The 18,156-nt window shown below is 56.1% G+C and carries 18 protein-coding genes; all 18 read right to left on the bottom strand.

Annotation, left to right across the window (positions count from 1 at the left end; translation table 11 throughout):
• Positions 1 to 11: 11 nt before the first annotated feature.
• Positions 12 to 260 (bottom strand): DUF1467 family protein, encoded by a 249-nt coding sequence (locus B8783_RS05350; protein WP_084418812.1) that lies wholly within the window; start codon positions 258 to 260, stop codon positions 12 to 14.
• Complete coding sequence (mce, locus tag B8783_RS05345) at positions 260 to 691, bottom strand: methylmalonyl-CoA epimerase (RefSeq protein ID WP_084418810.1); 432 nt, start codon at positions 689 to 691, stop codon at positions 260 to 262. The genes B8783_RS05350 and mce overlap by 1 nt, the downstream gene beginning before the upstream one ends.
• 7 nt (positions 692 to 698) lie before the next feature.
• On the bottom strand, positions 699 to 2,378 hold the full coding sequence (locus tag B8783_RS05340; protein WP_084418808.1) for a ribonuclease J: 1,680 nt from the start codon (positions 2,376 to 2,378) through the stop codon (positions 699 to 701).
• Positions 2,368 to 3,153 carry a type III pantothenate kinase gene (locus B8783_RS05335; RefSeq protein ID WP_084418806.1) on the bottom strand — a complete coding sequence of 262 codons (786 nt, stop codon included), beginning with the start codon at positions 3,151 to 3,153 and terminating at the stop codon, positions 2,368 to 2,370. Before B8783_RS05335 ends, B8783_RS05340 begins: the two co-directional genes overlap by 11 nt.
• Entirely contained in the window at positions 3,137 to 3,901 is a 765-nt protein-coding gene (locus B8783_RS05330) for a biotin--[acetyl-CoA-carboxylase] ligase (RefSeq protein ID WP_169711706.1), read from the bottom strand. The genes B8783_RS05335 and B8783_RS05330 overlap by 17 nt, the downstream gene beginning before the upstream one ends.
• Positions 3,898 to 5,322: an NADH-quinone oxidoreductase subunit NuoN gene (nuoN, locus tag B8783_RS05325; protein ID WP_084418802.1), complete on the bottom strand. Its 1,425-nt coding sequence runs from the start codon at positions 5,320 to 5,322 to the stop codon at positions 3,898 to 3,900. The genes B8783_RS05330 and nuoN overlap by 4 nt, the downstream gene beginning before the upstream one ends.
• Positions 5,323 to 5,328: 6 nt before the next feature.
• Positions 5,329 to 6,819: an NADH-quinone oxidoreductase subunit M gene (locus B8783_RS05320; protein WP_084418800.1), complete on the bottom strand. Its 1,491-nt coding sequence runs from the start codon at positions 6,817 to 6,819 to the stop codon at positions 5,329 to 5,331.
• The gene (gene nuoL, locus B8783_RS05315) at positions 6,819 to 8,954 is read right to left on the bottom strand and encodes an NADH-quinone oxidoreductase subunit L (protein WP_084421912.1); all 2,136 of its coding nucleotides are present in this window, start codon (positions 8,952 to 8,954) and stop codon (positions 6,819 to 6,821) included. Before nuoL ends, B8783_RS05320 begins: the two co-directional genes overlap by 1 nt.
• Before the next feature lie 8 nt (positions 8,955 to 8,962).
• Positions 8,963 to 9,271, bottom strand: a complete 309-nt coding sequence (gene nuoK, locus B8783_RS05310) for an NADH-quinone oxidoreductase subunit NuoK (protein WP_084418798.1) — start codon at positions 9,269 to 9,271, stop codon at positions 8,963 to 8,965.
• A gap of 3 nt (positions 9,272 to 9,274) precedes the next feature.
• Positions 9,275 to 9,865 carry an NADH-quinone oxidoreductase subunit J gene (locus B8783_RS05305; RefSeq protein WP_084418796.1) on the bottom strand — a complete coding sequence of 197 codons (591 nt, stop codon included), beginning with the start codon at positions 9,863 to 9,865 and terminating at the stop codon, positions 9,275 to 9,277.
• Positions 9,866 to 9,926: 61 nt separating this feature from the next.
• A complete protein-coding gene (nuoI, locus tag B8783_RS05300) occupies positions 9,927 to 10,412 on the bottom strand; it encodes an NADH-quinone oxidoreductase subunit NuoI (protein WP_084418794.1) in 486 nt (161 codons plus the stop codon).
• Entirely contained in the window at positions 10,409 to 11,485 is a 1,077-nt protein-coding gene (nuoH, locus tag B8783_RS05295; protein WP_084418793.1) for an NADH-quinone oxidoreductase subunit NuoH, read from the bottom strand. Before nuoH ends, nuoI begins: the two co-directional genes overlap by 4 nt.
• 9 nt (positions 11,486 to 11,494) lie before the next feature.
• Entirely contained in the window at positions 11,495 to 13,594 is a 2,100-nt protein-coding gene (nuoG, locus tag B8783_RS05290; protein ID WP_084418792.1) for an NADH-quinone oxidoreductase subunit NuoG, read from the bottom strand.
• Positions 13,595 to 13,597: 3 nt separating this feature from the next.
• Entirely contained in the window at positions 13,598 to 13,978 is a 381-nt protein-coding gene (locus tag B8783_RS05285) for a hypothetical protein (protein ID WP_084418789.1), read from the bottom strand.
• Positions 13,979 to 13,991: 13 nt separating this feature from the next.
• Positions 13,992 to 15,296 carry an NADH-quinone oxidoreductase subunit NuoF gene (nuoF, locus tag B8783_RS05280; RefSeq protein ID WP_084418788.1) on the bottom strand — a complete coding sequence of 435 codons (1,305 nt, stop codon included), beginning with the start codon at positions 15,294 to 15,296 and terminating at the stop codon, positions 13,992 to 13,994.
• Positions 15,296 to 16,339: an NADH-quinone oxidoreductase subunit NuoE gene (nuoE, locus tag B8783_RS05275; RefSeq protein WP_084418786.1), complete on the bottom strand. Its 1,044-nt coding sequence runs from the start codon at positions 16,337 to 16,339 to the stop codon at positions 15,296 to 15,298. The genes nuoF and nuoE overlap by 1 nt, the downstream gene beginning before the upstream one ends.
• Positions 16,339 to 17,538 carry an NADH-quinone oxidoreductase subunit D gene (locus tag B8783_RS05270; protein ID WP_084418784.1) on the bottom strand — a complete coding sequence of 400 codons (1,200 nt, stop codon included), beginning with the start codon at positions 17,536 to 17,538 and terminating at the stop codon, positions 16,339 to 16,341. Before B8783_RS05270 ends, nuoE begins: the two co-directional genes overlap by 1 nt.
• Entirely contained in the window at positions 17,531 to 18,148 is a 618-nt protein-coding gene (locus B8783_RS05265; RefSeq protein ID WP_084418782.1) for an NADH-quinone oxidoreductase subunit C, read from the bottom strand. Before B8783_RS05265 ends, B8783_RS05270 begins: the two co-directional genes overlap by 8 nt.
• Positions 18,149 to 18,156: the final 8 nt, after the last annotated feature.

Below are 18,156 nucleotides of genomic sequence, written 5' to 3'. Positions count from 1 at the left end.
CCAGGCTCAGCCTAGATGTGGCCGCCGTAGACGCGGATGAGCGGCACTACAACCAATCCGGCAAGAACCGTGCAAAGGACAGCGCCAATCGTGGCCCACAAGATCTTCTTCGGCATCATGTGGGATACGGGCGCACCTTCTTCGCTGCCATCGGTCACTTCCCCGTCTTCAAACTGGCCACGCACGCCGATGGGCAGAACGACAAGCAGGCAGATCCACCAGGATATAAGAAAGATAACGATGCCGCCGACGAGGTTCATTAGTGATCGCCCTTCGGGGTCTCCATTAGCTCAACAAGCACACCGTTTGAATTTTTTGGATGCACAAAGACGATTGGCGTGCCGTGAGCGCCAATGCGCGGCTCGCCAAGTACGGTGGCGCCACGTGTTTTCATGACGTCGACCGCTTCATTGATATCATCAACTTCGAAACAGACGTGGTGCTGGCCGCCTTTTGGATTTTTCTGAATGAAATTCCAGATCGGGCTGGCCTCGCTCAACGGCTCGATCAACTCGATCTGGCTGTTTGGCAAGTTGACGAAGCAGACCTTCACGCCCTGGGCTTCCATGTCGAATGGCTCGGTAATGTCCGTTGCGCCATACAGTGTCCGATAGGTATCGATTGCGTCTGGCAAAGACGGCACGGCAACGCCGACATGGTTCAGGGGTCCGAGTTTGAATTCTTTCGACATGGCGTCCTCACACTCTCATGATTGTTATATCCACGAGCGGTTTGCGCCCAAACTCGCGCTCGCAGGACTTTCTTATTGCTCTCACCAGAACCGCTTCTACGGCATTGTCGTCAAGGCGCTTGCGGCGCGACAAACCGTCTATTGCTTCTTCGCAAGCTTCTTCGAGGATATCCACGGACTCGTCAGCCAGACTGCCATCAAGCTCCGAAAGGCCACGAACGGACAAATATGGGCCGTCAGCAATTGAGCCGGATTCATCGAACGAAATACTGGCCGTCGCATAGCCAAATTTCGATATCGCAATACGCTCTCTGAGCCCGGCAGAATCAGCTGGCACCAGACGTGAGCCATCCAGATGAAGACGGCCGTTTGGAACCACATCAATTACCTCGGCGCGCCCGGGCGCGAGACGGATAAGGTCTCCATTTCGCGGCGTAACAGCCTCGGGCACCTGCATGGATTTCGCAAAGATTGCATGCTCCATGATATGCCGACGCTCACCGTGGACCGGGACCGAGATGCGCGGCCTCACCCATTGATACATTTGCTTCAGCTCATCGCGCGCGGGATGCCCTGATACATGTATCGTTTTTGGCGACATGCGGTCAGTGATGATACGAACGCCCTTTTCCGCCAGGGCATTTTGCATATCAAATATGCCCTTCTCATTGCCGGGAATAACACGCGAGGAAAACACGACCGTATCACCCTCGCCAAGCACGATATGGCGATGCGATCCGCTGGCAATACGGCCAAGCGCTGCGCGCTCTTCGCCCTGACTGCCCGTGCAAAGGTAAAGGATCTTGTCGGAAGGAAAACTACCGGCATCCGCTTCATCAACCAGGTCTGGCAAATCCTTCAGCACACCTGTCTGGACCGCCGCATCGACAATCTTGTGCATGCTGCGCCCTGCTAGACAAACACTTCGTCCGGCCAAGCGGGCGGCCTCTATAACCGTGGATACGCGCGCGACATTCGAAGCAAAGGTTGCAACGGCGACGCGGCCCTCAAGCGACCCGATAAGTTCGATCAAGTTCTTTCGAACCGTTGCTTCTGAGCCGCTCTCGCCATCAACAAAAACGTTGGTGCTATCGCACACCATGGCGAGGACACCTTCGTCTCCAAGCTTTGTCAGACCTTCAATATCGACGCTGTCCCCGATCAACGGATCGGGATCAATCTTCCAGTCGCCGGTGTGAAGGATGACACCGGCCGGCGTGGTAATCGCAAGCGCATTAGGCTCCGGAATGGAATGGGTCAGCGTCATGTACCGGACATGGAATGGTCCGGCTTCGACCGCTCCACCGATGGGAATGACATTCACATCCACATGTTTGAGACCGCGCTCGGCAAGCTTGCCGGCCACGAGGTGCGCGGTAAACGGCGTCGCATATAGGGGAGCTCTCAACCGTGGCCACAAGAGCCCCACAGCGCCGATATGGTCTTCATGGGCATGCGTCAGAAAAATCGCTTCGATGTCATCTGCATGTTCAGCGATGAATTCCGGGTCCGGGCAAATGAGATCAATGCCGGGCGTCGTATGATCACCAAACGTGACCCCAACGTCGACCAGTATCCATTTTCGGGCATGGGAAGGACCATACCCGTAAGCGTTGAGATTCATTCCGATTTCGCCACAGCCGCCAAGCGGTAGAAAGACGAGTTCGGGTGTATCCTTATTTGCCATTCAAAGCTTTCTTGTTGCGCCGGTATATTTCCAGCAACCCAGACTCCATGAGCGTCTGGTCGTAATGGTCGATCGTCGCGCTAGCGCCTTCAAAGAGCGAGGCGACACCGCCCGTGGCGATCACGGTCATCGGCTGCGCATACTCTTCTTTCACGCGCCTCACGAGACCGTCTATCAAATCGATATATCCCCAGAAGACGCCTGTCTGCATCGCGGCAACAGTTGAATCGCCAATGATGCGTTCCGGTTTCTGGATAGCGATGCGTGGCAATTGGGCGGCCGCATCATGCAAGGCGCGCATCGACAGATTGATGCCGGGGCTGATGATGCCGCCTTCGAAGCCACCGTCCGGCCCCACAACATCGAGTGTGGTTGCAGTGCCGCTATCAATCACGATCAAGGCGCCAGGATACGCGATGTGCGCGCCTATCGCGGCAACAAGCCTGTCCGCGCCCACCTGTTCCGGTCTCTGGATGCGGATGGGAACACCAAGCTCGACGTCAGGCTCACCCACGACAAGCGGCTCAACAGCAAAGTATCGCCGGGCCAGATTTCTGAAATTGAAAAGCGCTTGGGGGACAACACATGAGATCACGCACGCGCTTACGTCATTCACTGACACCTTACGCATGTCCATCAACGGCCCCAGCCAGACGATGTGATCATCCGCAGTTCGCCGCGAGTCTGTCGCGCTCCGCCACATCGCGACCCAATCTTCACCATCGTGCAGGGCAAAAACCGTATTGGTATTGCCGACGTCAATTGCGAGCAGCATCGTCGCTGATCTCCCTGATAAGCTCTACATCTCCGGCTCGAACCGTGTGACTGGTGCCATCAGCCAACTCAAGAACCAGCGCGCCATCGCTCGCCAGTCCTTTGAAGCGGCCATGGATTTTGTCAGGGTCTTTTCCGACACTAACCATCTTGCCGAGGCCTTCGGCGGCTTGTTCCCAGTCTTTCAGAAGGCTGGAAAAATTTTCGCGGGCCTGACGTGTCCGTCTTTCAAAGGTCGCGATCAAAGCCTGCAAAAACGTCTGAGCATCGAGGGCTGGATTGGCGCCCAGCTCACAAAGGCTTGTTGCCGACTGGCCAGCGTTTTCCGGCGAGCTTTGAATGTTGATCCCCATGCCGACGGCGACCCAGGCTGAATTTGCGGGACGTATAGTGCCAGCTTCAACCAGAATTCCGCAAAGTTTGGCCCCGTCCACTCTAACGTCATTCGGCCATTTCAATTCGGCGCGCACCGCCGGGAGAAAGACCTTGCAGGCATCAATGATGGCGAGCCCAGCTGCAAACGGATATCGCGTCGCAGTCGAGATCCCGGACGGTTCGACAAACAGCGCCGTTACGTAGAGATTTCCCGTTGGCGAAACCCAGGAACGTCCAAGCCGTCCCCTGCCCGCAGTCTGTTTATGCGCAGCGATCCAACGAGGCCCGTAATCACCCGATTGGGCGAGCCGTTTTGCCTGTTCATTGGTGCTGTCGACCTCATCGTGCCAGTAGACAGAGGTGTCTGGTGTCACTGAATAAGCCCGGATGCCGCAGCGGCTGCCCAATCCATGAATGGAGAGATGAAGATAAACAGCACGATACAGAGAATTGCTGAAAGATAGACCGCGGCAGAGACCGTTTTGTCGATCGGCTGGAAGCGCTCAGCAGGCTCACGCACCCACATCACCAGGATGATACGCAAGTAATAACCAAAGGCGATCACAGAGCTAAGCACCAGCACGATGAGGAGCGGAAGCAGCCCAGCATTCCAACCTGCCTCGAAGACCACCAGCTTGCCGAGGAAACCGACAGCGAGCGGAAAGCCAGCAACAGAGATCACAAGAATGGTCAAAGCAATCGCTAGACCGGTGCGCCGGCGAACCAGGCCAGCCAGCTCATCGATATTCTCGACCATGCCACCTTCGCGGCGCATCGACAGGACACCACCGAACAAGCCAATTGATGCAACGACGTAGGTCGTCATGAAGACGAGCAGCGCAGCCGCGCCATACTCAGCACCCGCCGCAACAGCAATCAGCGCATACCCCATATTCGCGATCGAGGAATAGCCAAGCAGACGCTTGAGGTTCTTCTGAACAAGCGCCCCAAAGGCACCGACCAGCATCGATAGTGTCGCGATGATTGCGATGATCATCTGCCAGTCTTCAAAGACGCTCGGAAATGCCGTGTACATGAGATTTGCAAACACAATCATGCTGGCCATTTTCGGCGCTGTCGCAAAGAAGGCGACGACAGGGCTAGGTGCGCCCTCATAGACGTCGGGCGTCCAGACGTGCATCGGCGCTGCGGACACCTTGAACGCCATGCCTGAAATCATCAGGACCATACCAAACAGGAGGCCGATCCCGCTTTCAGCATTTGCAATATCTGCGTAGGCGGTCGAACCGGTAAAGCCGTAGACGAGCGAAATACCATAAAGAAGGATGCCTGACGCCAATGCGCCAAGTACGAAATATTTGAGACCGGCCTCAGCTGAACGGGCCGAGTCGCGGTGGAAAGCCGCCAATACGTAGGACGACAGGCTCAGCGTCTCGATGCCCATATAGAGCGTCATCAGGTTCGACGCCGACAGAATGATGCCCATGCCGAGTGACGCGAATACGACAAGTAGCGGGTACTCGTATCGGATCGTCCCATGGCGCGCCAGAAAGTTCTCGCCCATGAGCAAGGTCACGGCGCCGGCCAGGAAACTGACAATCTTGGCAAAATTGACGAATGGGCTGGTCGACACCAGACCGTTGAAAGCTTCGCCGCCTGACCAGTTCAAAAGGACAATGGCTGCTGCCACGACTAGCGTGGCCGCACCAAGTTTGAACGACAATGCGTTAAATTTTTTGCCGAAAACGGCACCGAGCAGCACGCCAACCAAGCCCGCGAGGGCCAGAAGCATCTCCGGCCCGATCGCCGCAATCATCGCCTCAATATTTAACATTGGCGACTAACCTCCGGTGATCATCTGGAGCGCGCGAAGACTCGTCTCGCGCGTGATGTTGAAAACGATATTGGGTGCGATACCCAGCAGAATGGTGCCGATAATCAGCGGAACGAGCGTGACGAGCTCTTTGACGCTGACATCCTGAATGGCTTCAAGCGCTGGATTTGTCACCTCGCCGAACACTGTCCGCCGATAAAGCGTAAGCATGTAAACCGCTGAGAAAATGACGCCCAGTGCGGCGCCTGCTGCCGCCCAGGTCGATGCCTGGAAAGTACCGGTCATCGTCAGGATCTCCCCGACGAACCCACTGGTCCCCGGCAGGCCGACATTGGCCATGGCGAACAGCATGAAGATGGCCGCATAGATTGGCATCTTGTTCACAAGGCCACCATAGGCCGCAATTTCACGGGTATGGGTACGGTCATAGACGACCCCCACAATAAGGAAGAGCGCGGCCGAGATGAGCCCGTGCGAGATCATCTGGAAGATGGCGCCTTGCACGCCGACTTCGGTGAACGAGAAGATGCCGAGCGTGACAAAGCCCATATGCGCAATCGAGGAGTATGCGATGAGCTTTTTCATGTCCGTCTGACGGAACGCAACGAGCGATGCGTAAACAATCGCAATCACCGATAGCGCAAACATCATTGGCTGAAACATTTCGCTGGCATCGGGGAACATTGGCAATGAGAAGCGCAGAAAGCCGTATCCGCCCATCTTCAGAAGGATACCCGCCAGAATAACGGAACCAGCCGTCGGCGCCTGGACGTGCGCGTCCGGTAGCCATGTATGGACGGGCCACATGGGAAGTTTGACCGCGAAGGACGCAAAGAACGCCAACCACAGCCAGGTCTGGACTTCTGGTGCAAAGGCGAATGTCTCAAGTACCGTAATGTCTGACGTCCCAGCCTGCAGGTACATGAAGACAACGGCTGCGAGCATGAAGAGCGAGCCCAGCAAGGTGTACAGGAAGAATTTGTAGGATGCGTAGATCCGGTCTGCACCGCCCCAGACACCGATGATAATGAACATCGGAATGAGGCCAGCTTCAAAGAACACGTAGAACACGACAAGATCCAGCGCGCAGAAAACGCCGATCATGAACGTCTCAAGAACGAGAAATGCCACCGTGTATTCAGTCAGCCGCGTTTTGACTGACCCAAAGGAAGCAATCAGGCTGATGGGTGTAAGCAGCGTCGTCAGCAGGATGAGCAAGAGCGACATGCCGTCGATGCCGAGCTTGTACTGCACACCATGAAACCAGCTGACTTCCTCAACCAACTGATATCCCGGCGCGCCGATATCGAAGCTCGCAAGCATGACGAGAGACGCCAGGAATGTGGCAACCGAAAAGATCAGGCCCGCCATCAGCGCCTTGTTGCCGCTGGCGACATCGCTTTCCTGGCTGCCCGTCATGGCGCGCACCAGCATAATCAGCACGGCACCTGCGAGCGGCAGGAATGTGACCGCTGTCAGAATAGGGAAATTGCCCATTAGCCCGCGCCTCCGACGCGCCAGAAGATCACAGCGCCAAAGACGAGCGCAGCGCCGATGATCACGAATGCATAGTGATAGAGATAGCCAGTGTGCATCGCCGAAAGACGTCGCGACCCCCACTGAACGAGCGACGTCACGCCATCCGGCCCGAGGCCATCGATGATTTTCTTGTCACCTGTTTTCCAGAAGAAGTCACCCAGCACACGAGTCCAGCGAATGATCGTGGCGTTGTAGATTTCGTCAAAATACCACTTGTTCTCGAACAGGCTGTGCAGTGGACCTCCGGACTTCGCAATCCTGGCACCGAAGCCACGATTGAAAAGATAGGTGAACGTCGCAATCAGGAAGCCTGTTACTGTGACGAACAGCGGCGCCCAGAACACCCATCCCGGGATGTTGTACTTGTCTTTCAGCAGCGTGTTGGCTTCCGCAGAATAGATTGCACCATTCCAGAACTCTTTCTGATGGTGCCCCACAAAGGAGTCATAGAAGACGAAACCGGCAAAAATCGCACCGAGCGACAACAGGCCAAGAGGTACCAACATCACCCATGGGGACTCATGCGGGTCTTCATGATGGTCGTGATGACCATGCGCATCATCAGCCAGATGATCATCAGCGTGGCTGTCGACTTCGTGGGTTTCAGGCGGAATGCTATCTTCACGAGGTCCGTGGAACGTCATGTAGATGAGGCGCCAGGAATAGAAGCTTGTGAGTAGCGCGGCGAGAATGCCGAACCAGAAAGCCAGTTGCGCGAATGTGATGCCCTGTTCGCCCGCAGCAAAAGCGGTCTCGATGATCGCGTCCTTTGAGAAGAAGCCAGCGAAACCAAGCTGCGTGTGCGGCACGCCAAGGCCGATAATCGCAATTGTCCCGATCATCATAGCGCCATAGGTCAGCGGCATATATTTCGCGACGCCGCCCATGCGGCGCATGTCTTGCTCATGATGCATTCCGTGAATGACCGAGCCAGCGCCGAGGAACAGCAATGCCTTGAAGAAGGCGTGCGTGAACAGGTGGAACATGGCGGCCTGGTAGGCGCCAATGCCGGCAGCGAAGAACATGTAGCCCAGTTGCGAACAGGTCGAGTAAGCAATCACGCGTTTGATGTCGTTTTGGGCAAGACCAACCGTGGCAGCATAGAGCGCAGTAACGGCGCCAATTAGCGTCACCATAGCTGCTGCAATCGGCGCATATTCGTAAATCGGAGACACCAGACAGACGAGATAGACGCCGGCCGTCACCATGGTTGCCGCGTGAATGAGCGCAGATACAGGTGTTGGGCCTTCCATCGCATCCGGCAGCCAGACGTGCAGGAAGAACTGCGCTGATTTACCCATCGCACCGATGAACAATAGGATACCGATCAGATCCAACGCACGCACATCCCACGCCATGAACGGCAGCACCAGATCCCGGATCGGAGCTTCACCGGCAAGCGCCAATGGCGTGACCGTCGCGTTTTCACGGATCGCACTGAGGACCGGTTCGAATTCAACTGAGCCGAACACAACGAACACCGCCATGATACCGAGCGCCAGACCGAAATCCCCTACCCGGTTGGTCACGAACGCTTTGATCGCCGCGCTGTTTGGCGCGTCTTTCGTGTACCAGAAGCCAATCAGAAGATATGAGGCCAGCCCCACGCCTTCCCAGCCGAAGAAGAGCTGGATGAAATTGTCCGCCGTCACCAGCATCAGCATCATGAAGGTGAAGAGCGAGAGATAGGAGAAGAAGCGGGCCCGGTGCGGATCCTCGCTCATATAGCCCCAGGAATAGAGGTGCACGAGGCCAGAGACGCCCGTGATAACGGCCATCATCACAATCGACATGGCATCGACGCGAATGGCCCAGTCAGCCTGGAACTGGCCAACATCCATCCAGGTCATCAGGGTGATGATGTGCGCGCTCGCATGATGGACCGCTTCGCCATGGTCGCCAGTAGCGGCTTCATGGCCACCGAAAGCAAACGTGAAGAGCTGTATTACGGAGAGAATGCCCGCAAGGCCGACCGTCGCGGTCGTGATGATCATCGACCCGCGGTCTGTGATGTACTTCTGGAACAAGCCAGCCACGAGCGCCGCGAGGCCGGGTGCCAGAACGATGAAAAGGAGTGCGTAGTCAGGTAGCATGTCTGTCACTAACCCTTCATCAGATCGACGTTTTCGACGGCGATGTCGCCGCGATTACGGAAGTAAACGACCAGAATGGCCAGCCCTACTGCAGCCTCAGCGGCCGCGACAGTCAGCACGAGCATCGCAAAAACCTGTCCTGCGATCGTTCCGGAGAAGACCGAAAACGCAACAAGGTTCAAATTGACCGAGAGCAGGATCAATTCGATCGCCATCAGGATCACAATGATGTTCTTGCGATTGACGAAAATGCCCACGACGCCGGTTGTGAACAGGACGGCAGATACCGCAAGGAAATGGTTGATCGTAATATCCATGACCTAAAGTCCCTCGCCCGATTTGACGTCAACCATCCGAGTGGCATCGCCGCGCGTACGTTGCGTTTGCTTCGCGATATTCTGGCGTTTGACGTGAGGCTTGTGGCGCAGCGTAAGCACAATTGCGCCAATCATCGCGACCAGTAGTACAAGGCCCGACATTTGAAACAGCAGAAGATACTCGGTGTACATGACCTGCCCGATCGCTTCAGCATTCGTCTCAGCGCCCGGATAAGGATTGAAATTGTTGCCCTCACCGCCGCGCGCGAACGTCGCCAGCGCAATTTCGGCAATAAAGGCAATGCCCATAAGCGCGCCAAATGGAAGATAGCTCAAAAAGCCCTGTTTTAGCTCAACAAAGTCAACATCCAGCATCATCACGACGAACAGGAACAAGACCGCGACAGCGCCAACGTATACGACAACCAGAAGCATCGCGAGGAATTCAGCACCAATCAGAACGAGAAGTCCCGCCGAGGTGAAGAAGGCGAGAATCAGCCAGAGCACCGAGTGCACCGGGTTCTTTGCCGCAATCACGGCAATCGCCGAGAATGTTACGATCGCGGCTAATATGTAGAAGGCGATGAGTTCCACCGGTTCAGCCCCAGTCCATAGATGACGGCAAGCCCGTCGTTAATCCAAAAAGCGCCCCGCCCTAGCGGTATGGCGCATCGAGTTCAAGGTTGCGCGCAATCAGCCGTTCCCAGCGATCACCATTCGCAAGCAGTCGGTCCTTATCGTAGTAGAGTTCTTCGCGGGTCTCGGTCGCGAATTCAAAATTCGGTCCCTCGACAATCGCATCGACCGGGCAGGCTTCCTGGCAGAAACCGCAATAGATGCATTTCACCATGTCGATGTCGTATCTGGTCGTCCGGCGCGATCCATCTTCGCGCGGTTCAGCCTCAATCGTGATGGCTTGCGCGGGACAGATTGCTTCGCACAGTTTGCAGGCGATGCAACGCTCTTCGCCGTTCGGATACCGGCGAAGCGCATGCTCGCCGCGGAAACGCGGGCTTAGCGGATTTTTCTCGAACGGGTAATTGTTCGTCGCTTTCCGCCGGAACATCTCGCGGATGCCCAATCCGAACGCTCCGAAAAAGTCGGTCAGCAAGGCGCCGCGGAGGGTTTGCACAAGGCTCATGATTGCACTCCAGCGTAAACAACATAGCCGGCAACGATGATGACGGCCCCAAGCGATGTTGGAAGGAAGATTTTCCAGCCGAGGCGCATCAGCTGGTCATAGCGGTAACGTGGGACGACCGCCTTCACCAGCGCGAAAAGGAAGAAGAAGAAAACGGTCTTCGCCATAAACCAGGCAACATGGCCGAGATTGACCAGCCAGGTCGGGAAATTGGCAACGAAGTCCTCTCCGAAAGGAATGGGACCATGCCAGCCGCCAAGGAAGAGCAGCGTCATCATCGAACACATCAGAACGATGTTGAGATATTCACCGATCATGAAGAGCAGATAAGGCGTTGAGGAGTACTCCACCTGATAGCCAGCGACGAGTTCCGATTCAGCCTCGGGAAGGTCAAATGGTGGCCGGTTCGTTTCTGCCAGTGCCGAGATGAAGAACATCACGAACATCACAACCATCACTGGAAACATCAGGATGTGATTGAAGCTGAACAAATGCCAGGTCCAGAAACCACCCGACTGGTTATTTGCAATATCCGACAGGTTCATCGAGCCGACCAGCAGAATGACTGTGATGATGATGAAGCCGATAGAGACTTCATAGGACACCATCTGCGCGGCTGACCGAAGCGAGCCGAGGAACGGATATTTCGAGTTCGAGGCCCAGCCGCCCATGATGATGCCATAGACACCAAGCGACGAGACAGCGAACAGATAAAGGATACCGACATTGAGGTCAGATATGACCCAGCCCGGCGCGACTGGAATAACGGCCCAGGCTGCAAATGCGAGCGTCAAGGAAAGGATTGGAGCGAGCAGGAACACGGTCTTGTTCGCGCCTGCCGGTATAATAATTTCCTTGAGCAGGAACTTCCCGAAGTCGGCAAAGCTCTGCATCAGCCCCCACGGTCCAACAACGTTCGGGCCTTTGCGCATCATCACAGCGGCCCAGACCTTCCGGTCCATAAGCAGCAGGAATGCTAGAGACAGTAGCAGGACAATCGTGAACAGCAGGATCTGACCAATAACGGTCAGCCAGCCAAACAGCAGTCCATGTTCCTGAATGAATGCACTCATGGCGCTCGCCTACTCTGCTGCTACTGGTGTTTCAAGGCCACGCTTCATAAGCGAGCACTCCGCCATTGTCTTTGACGCCCGTGCGATCGGGTTCGTCAGGTAGAAATCTTCAAATGGCGCTTCAAAAGGACGCGCTTTCGCAAGACTTTTTGCTTTGGCCGGCACTTTCGAAAGAACCTCGAAGCCGCCTTTTCCAGGCGCAAAGCCCAGTCCCGCAAACAGGCTGTTTGCCTCGCGAAGCTGCTCGCGCAGCTCAGACGCCGAATCATATCCAAGCGGTTTGCCTAGCGAAGCCGACAGAGCCCGGAATATGGCCCATCCTTCACGTGCGTCGCCCTTAGGCTGCACCGCTTTGCGGGTCATCTGAACACGGCCTTCGGTGTTCACATAGGTCGCTTCCATCTCGGTATAGGCCGTGCAAGGAAGGATGATGTCCGCCTTGGCTGCGCCTGCGTCACCATGATGACCAACGTAAACGATCTTGGTGTCGCCAGTATTGCTGAGGTCTACCTCATCCGCGCCGAGCAAAACCAGCGTTTCTACGCCGCCATTCAGCATCTCATGTGTGCTGAGGCCTTCGTCGCCGGGCACAAAGCCAACATCGAGCGCGCCAACACGTGCAGCGGCGTTGTGCAGCACACCAAATCCGACCCACTCCTCGGTGATACCACCAGCGTCCAGGGCCAGCTGATGCGCAGCGTTCAGCACATCCTCTCCGCTATCGCCCAGCAATGCAGTCTCACCGACCACAATCATTGGCCGCTTTGCGTTTTTCAGAATGTCGGCAAAAGGACCGTCGCCCTTCATGGCTGATGCGATGGCACCAGCGCCTGTGCCGAGATGCTCATAGTCATAGGTCAGGTCGACGGCATCGCCGATCACCGCGACTTTGAGATCATTCCAGAGCCAGGACTTGCGGATGCGAGCGTTCCAGACAGCGGCCTCAACGCGTGGATTGGTGCCAATAAGGACAAGCGCATCGGCTTCTTCGACCCCCATCAGGGTCGGATTGAGAATGTACTTTTCGCGATCGGCGATGACGGGGATTTGCCAGCCTGCTGGACGGCAATCAGTTGATTTCGTCCCAAGCGAACCAGCAACATCGAGCGCAGCTTTCAACTGTTCGACCTCAACAAGATCCCCAGCGACAAAACCTGTCTTTTCACCGGAGGCTTTGAGCAGCTCGGCCGTCTTCGCGAGGGCATCAGACCAGCTCGCGGGTTGAAGCTTTCCGTTGACGCGGATGTAAGGTTTGTCGAGGCGTTGGCGGGCGAGACCATCCCAGATGAAACGTGACTTATCCGACAACCACTCTTCGTTCACTTCTTCATTCACAACAGGCATGATCCGCATCACGGCATCGCCCTTTGCATCGACGCGAATGGCCGCGCCCATCGCATCCATGATGTCGATCGACTCTGTTTTGCGCAGCTCCCATGGCCGCGCATTATAGGCATACGGCTTCGACGTCAGCGCACCGACAGGGCAAAGGTCGATCACATTGCCTGAAAGTTCGGACGACAGTGATTCTTCAAGATATGTCGTGATTTCAGCGTCTTCGCCGCGAGAGATCATGCCGATCTCTTCGACACCGGCAACTTCAGCCGCAAAGCGCACGCAGCGCGTACACTGAATACAGCGCGTCATGATCGTCTTGACCAGCGGCCCCATATTCTTGTTTTCAACCGCGCGCTTATTGAGCTCGTAACGTGACCCTGACCGGCCATAGGCCATGGCCTGGTCCTGCAGGTCACACTCGCCACCCTGGTCACAAATCGGACAATCCAGCGGATGGTTGATCAGGAGGAATTCCATCACCCCATTGCGCGCCTTTTCCACATACTCACCGCTGGTGAGAATATTCGGCGGCGTGCCATCCGGGTTCATCCGCATATCGCCAACGGTTTGTGCGCAAGAAGCAATCGGCTTCGGAGCGCCCTTCCATTGCACAAGACACATCCGGCAATTGCCAGCGACAGACAGGCGCTCATGGTAGCAGAAACGCGGAATTTCAGCGCCTGCTGCCTCGCACGCCTGCATCAGCGTGTAGCCCTTCGGGACCTCAATGTCCTTGCCGTCGATGTTCAGTTTGAAAAGATCGTCAGCCATGACTTAGAACTCTTTCACGGGATTAAATTCAGTTTGGCGCGACAGCGTATTCCAGCGCGCCAGAAGATAGGTCGGGATAATCAGGACAAGCCCCGTCAGCATGCTGGCTGGACGCCATACACGCTGCATCAGGACTTCGTAGCCGAACCCCAGAAGCATCGAGACAACAGATACCGCAAGGATCACCCAGAGAAATTTGGTGGAAATCAGCGACAGCACGCCAAATCCGCTCAGCAGAATCATTTGCAGAACAGGCAGAGCCATGTCCGAGCGGGCAAAAACGCTGAGCCCAACAGCTTGTAGCACCACGATCAGGCCGAACGCGTTCGCCCCGATAATGATGGCGCACCAGATCGCCGTTAGAATGTTTCTCAGCTGCTTCATCGCCCCTCTTCCCCTACTCTGCGGCTACCGTCGCGCCCTGCACCTGAGTGTAAGGCTTGCGATACTGAGAGATACGGTCTTCGATCTCATGGCGGAAGTGACGGATGAGGCCCTGGACCGGCCAGGCCGCCGCATCGCCGAGCGCGCAGATCGTGTGACCCTCGACCTGCTGGGAAACGTCCAGCAGCATGTCGATATCTGCTGATTCCGCATCACCTTTGGCCATACGCTCCAGCACGCGCCACATCCAGCCGGTGCCTTCGCGGCATGGCGTACACTGGCCGCAGCTCTCATGGCGGTAGAAGTAGGAAATACGTGCGATGGCTTTGATGAGGTCAGTCGACTTGTCCATCACGATCACAGCAGCCGTTCCAAGACCCGAGCGGAGATCACGCAGCGTATCGAAATCCATGTATGCGTCCATGATTTGCTCAGCCGGCACCATAGGCACCGATGAACCACCAGGAATGACCGCCTTGAGGTTATCCCAGCCGCCACGAATGCCGCCGCAATGGGTATCGATCAGATCCCTGAAAGTGATCGACATTTCTTCTTCGACATTGCACGGCTTGTTCACATGACCTGACACGCAGAACAGCTTGGTTCCGGTATTGTTTGGACGGCCGAAACCAGCAAACCATTCGGCGCCGCGGCGCAAAATAGTAGGCGCCACCGCAATAGACTCAACATTGTTCACGGTCGTCGGGCAACCATAGAGACCCGCATTCGCCGGGAATGGAGGCTTAAGGCGCGGCTGGCCTTTCTTGCCTTCAAGGCTTTCGAGCAAGGCTGTTTCTTCGCCGCAAATGTAGGCGCCAGCCCCGTGGTGAACATAGAGATCAAAGTCCCAACCGTTCTTGTTGTTCTTGCCGATCAGTTTGGCCTCATAGGCTTCCTTGACGGCTTTTTCGAGCGCTTCGCGTTCAGCAATGTACTCGCCGCGAATATAGACGTAGCAGGCGTGCGCGCGCATCGCATAGGACGCGATCATGCAACCTTCGATCAGAAGGTGCGGATCGTGCCGCATAATTTCACGGTCCTTACACGTACCAGGCTCGGACTCGTCGGCGTTGACCACGAGATAATGCGGACGTTCACGAACTTCCTTCGGCATGAAGGTCCACTTCAGGCCAGTCGGGAAGCCAGCACCGCCGCGTCCACGCAGTCCGGATGCTTTGATCTGATCGCAGATCCATTCCGGGGTCTGCTGTAGCATTTCGCGCGTCAGGTGCCATGCACCGCGCTTCTTTGCTTCTTCCAGCCCCGGCGAATGTGCGCCGTAGAGATTGGTGAAAATCCGGTCCTTATCCTGAAGCATCAGTTTTGCCCCTTCTTGGAAGCTGCAAACTCTTTCGCCTGGCTTATCCAGTTCTCGCGCTCAATGCGTCCGCGGAACGAAAGATAACTATCGACCCATTTGATGTTGTCATCGGTCCAGGCAGCAATCTGCTCGAATGTGTAAATCCCAAGACCATGAAGCTGGCCTTCAATCTTCGGGCCGATGCCCTTGATTGTTTTCAGGTTGTCCGCCTGGTCTGACGAAATGTCAGCAACTTCAGGCTTTTGGCCTTCAATCGCGTTTTCGTCCTCAATCTCTGCGTCGGCCGCCTCAACATCCTTCTTGGTCGCCTCTTCGCGATCAACATTAGTTGGATCCTTACGAGCAGGCTTGGCCTTTGCTTCTGCCTTGGGCGCCTCGGTGTTCTGAGCCTCGGGCAGGTTCGGAAGACCTTTCACGCCATTTCGGCTACCGTCAAAAAGGGCCTCATCTTCAAGGCTGGTCAGGCCACCTTGCGGCGCACTGTTCAGGCGGTCGACGAATGTACCCGGCTCGACATCAACGCCATTCCCGAGCTTGTCGAGAATTTCGTCAAACGTCTCAGGCGTCAGATCTTCATAATAATAGTCGTTGATCTGAACCATTGGCGCATTCACGCAGGCCCCAAGGCACTCAACTTCTTCCCAGGAAAGACGGCCATCATCCGTAACGCCCATCTTCTTGCCGATCCGCTTCTCGCAGACCTTTTTGAGATCATTGGCGCCGCGCAGCGCACACGGCGTCGTGCCGCAAAGCTGAACGTGATGCTTGCCGACAGGCTGTAGCCGGAACATCGTATAGAAGGTCGCGACTTCGTAGACGCGGATATAAGGCATTTCCAGCCGGTCCGCGACGGTGCGCATCGCTGGCTCAGACAGCCAGCCATTATTATCTTTCTGCGCCAGCCAGAGCAGCGGGATCACCGCGGACCGCTTCTTCTCTTCCGGGTATTTCCCCAGCCAGAAAGCAATCGTTGGCTCTGTCTCAGCCTTGAAGGCGAAACTGTCGCCGCCGGCATCCAGATCAAATCGACGAAAAGCCATTACCGGTCGATCTCCCCAAACACGATATCAAGCGACCCAAGAATAGCCGACACGTCGGCCAACATGTGGCCCTTACATAAATGATCCATAGCCGCGAGGTGCGGGTAGCCCGGCGCGCGGATCTTCGCGCGATATGGCCGGTTCGTCCCGTCGCTGACCAGATACACACCGAACTCGCCCTTTGGCGCTTCGACGCACGCGTAAACTTCACCCTCGGGCACGTGGAAGCCCTCGGTGTAAAGCTTGAAGTGGTGGATCAGCGCTTCCATTGAGCGCTTCATGTCACCGCGGCGCGGCGGAGACACCTTTGAACCCGCCAGAAGCACTTCGCCCTCGGGCATGTTTTCGATGCACCATTTCATGATGTCATTGGCGACGAGCATCTCATCCATCCGGCAGACATACCGGTCGTAATTGTCGCCATTATTCCCAACGACGATCTTCAGCACGTCACCTGGAATCTCGTCGTAAATTTCATATGGCTGAGACCGGCGAAGGTCCCAAGCCAGACCAGACCCACGGACCATGACGCCAGAAAAACCCCATTCCATGATGGTCTTCTCATCAACGACGCCGATATCGGCGTTGCGCTGCTTGAAGATCCGATTCTCTGTGATGAGCCCTTCGATTTGCTCCAGCGCGGCCGGAAACTCCTCACAGAAGGTCATGATGTCATCGATCAGCGCTTGCGGTAGATCCTGGTGAACACCGCCCGGACGGAAATAGGCCGAGTGCATGCGTGAACCTGACGCGCGCTCATAAAAGCCCATCAGCTTTTCGCGCTCCTCGAAGCCCCATGTGATTGGCGCGAGCGCGCCGCAGTCCATGGCCTGCGTCGTGATATTCAGCATGTGAGACAGGATACGGCCCATCTCGGAATAAAGAACGCGAATAAACTTGGCGCGCCGTGGCACTTCCAGGCCGAGCAGACGCTCGATCGCAAGACACCAAGCATGCTCCTGATTCATCGGCGCAACATAATCGAGCCGGTCAAAATACGGCAGACCTTGAAGATAGGTCTTGTACTCGAGCAGTTTCTCGGTGCCGCGGTGAAGCAGGCCGACATGGCTGTCGATCCGTTCGACGACTTCGCCATCAAGGTCCATGATCATCCGCAGAACGCCGTGCGCCGCAGGATGCTGCGGGCCGAAGTTCAGCGTAAACTTGCGCTCATCCATCGCCGGTGTGCCATCAGCCATTGCTTGGCTCCTTCTCGGCTTTCTCGTCTCCAGGCAGCTCTTTCGTCATGCCTTCCCACGGAGACAGGAAGTCAAAATTTCGATATTCCTGCACCAGCCGGACCGGCTCATTCACGACGCGCTTTTCGAGGTCGTCATACCGAACTTCGGTGAAGCCAGTCAGCGGGAAATCCTTCCGAAGCGGATAGCCCTCAAACCCATAATCAGTGAGCAGCCTGCGAAGGTCCGGGTGTCCAGCAAACCGGATACCATACATGTCGAAAGCTTCGCGCTCGAACCAGTTTGCGCTTGGGTGAAGATCAACGAGGCTCGGTACGGCCGTCGCCTCATCTGTCGACACCTTGATACGTACGCGCTGGTTCAACCGCATCGACAGAAAATGATAGACAACCTCGAAACGCTGCCCGCGCTCCGGCCAGTCTACGCCACAAATATCGATAAGCGTCTCAAAGACGCACTGATTGTCGTCCTTCAGGAATTTCGCCAGCTTGACGATGGAATCGCGTTCAGCCGTAACCGTCAGCTCGCCATGGCGAACGTCAAAACTTTTTACCGCGTCAGAACAGCTTTCGCTGATATGAGCGCCAAGCTCTCTCAAGGCTTCCGTCATGTCGATCT

Source organism: Henriciella litoralis (genome assembly GCF_002088935.1).
Classification (GTDB): Bacteria; Pseudomonadota; Alphaproteobacteria; order Caulobacterales; family Hyphomonadaceae; genus Henriciella; species Henriciella litoralis.
This window is presented reverse-complemented; position numbering and strand designations above follow the sequence as displayed.

Excerpts from the sequence above, each read along its gene's own strand:
- nuoE (WP_084418786.1), bottom strand. The coding sequence starts at position 16,339 with ATGGCTTTTCGTCGATTTGATCTGGATGCCGGCGGCGACAGTTTCGCC.
- nuoK (WP_084418798.1), bottom strand. The coding sequence starts at position 9,271 with ATGGATATTACGATCAACCATTTCCTTGCGGTATCTGCCGTCCTGTTC.
- nuoH (WP_084418793.1), bottom strand. The coding sequence starts at position 11,485 with ATGAGTGCATTCATTCAGGAACATGGACTGCTGTTTGGCTGGCTGACC.
- B8783_RS05335 (WP_084418806.1), bottom strand. The coding sequence starts at position 3,153 with ATGCTGCTCGCAATTGACGTCGGCAATACCAATACGGTTTTTGCCCTG.
- B8783_RS05285 (WP_084418789.1), bottom strand. The coding sequence starts at position 13,978 with ATGAAGCAGCTGAGAAACATTCTAACGGCGATCTGGTGCGCCATCATT.
- B8783_RS05350 (WP_084418812.1), bottom strand. The coding sequence starts at position 260 with ATGAACCTCGTCGGCGGCATCGTTATCTTTCTTATATCCTGGTGGATC.
- nuoI (WP_084418794.1), bottom strand. The coding sequence starts at position 10,412 with ATGAGCCTTGTGCAAACCCTCCGCGGCGCCTTGCTGACCGACTTTTTC.
- B8783_RS05270 (WP_084418784.1), bottom strand. The coding sequence starts at position 17,538 with ATGGCTGATGGCACACCGGCGATGGATGAGCGCAAGTTTACGCTGAAC.
- nuoL (WP_084421912.1), bottom strand. The coding sequence starts at position 8,954 with ATGCTACCTGACTACGCACTCCTTTTCATCGTTCTGGCACCCGGCCTC.
- nuoN (WP_084418802.1), bottom strand. The coding sequence starts at position 5,322 with ATGTTAAATATTGAGGCGATGATTGCGGCGATCGGGCCGGAGATGCTT.
- B8783_RS05340 (WP_084418808.1), bottom strand. The coding sequence starts at position 2,378 with ATGGCAAATAAGGATACACCCGAACTCGTCTTTCTACCGCTTGGCGGC.
- nuoG (WP_084418792.1), bottom strand. The coding sequence starts at position 13,594 with ATGGCTGACGATCTTTTCAAACTGAACATCGACGGCAAGGACATTGAG.
- B8783_RS05320 (WP_084418800.1), bottom strand. The coding sequence starts at position 6,819 with ATGGGCAATTTCCCTATTCTGACAGCGGTCACATTCCTGCCGCTCGCA.
- B8783_RS05265 (WP_084418782.1), bottom strand. The coding sequence starts at position 18,148 with ATGACGGAAGCCTTGAGAGAGCTTGGCGCTCATATCAGCGAAAGCTGT.
- nuoF (WP_084418788.1), bottom strand. The coding sequence starts at position 15,296 with ATGCTTCAGGATAAGGACCGGATTTTCACCAATCTCTACGGCGCACAT.
- mce (WP_084418810.1), bottom strand. The coding sequence starts at position 691 with ATGTCGAAAGAATTCAAACTCGGACCCCTGAACCATGTCGGCGTTGCC.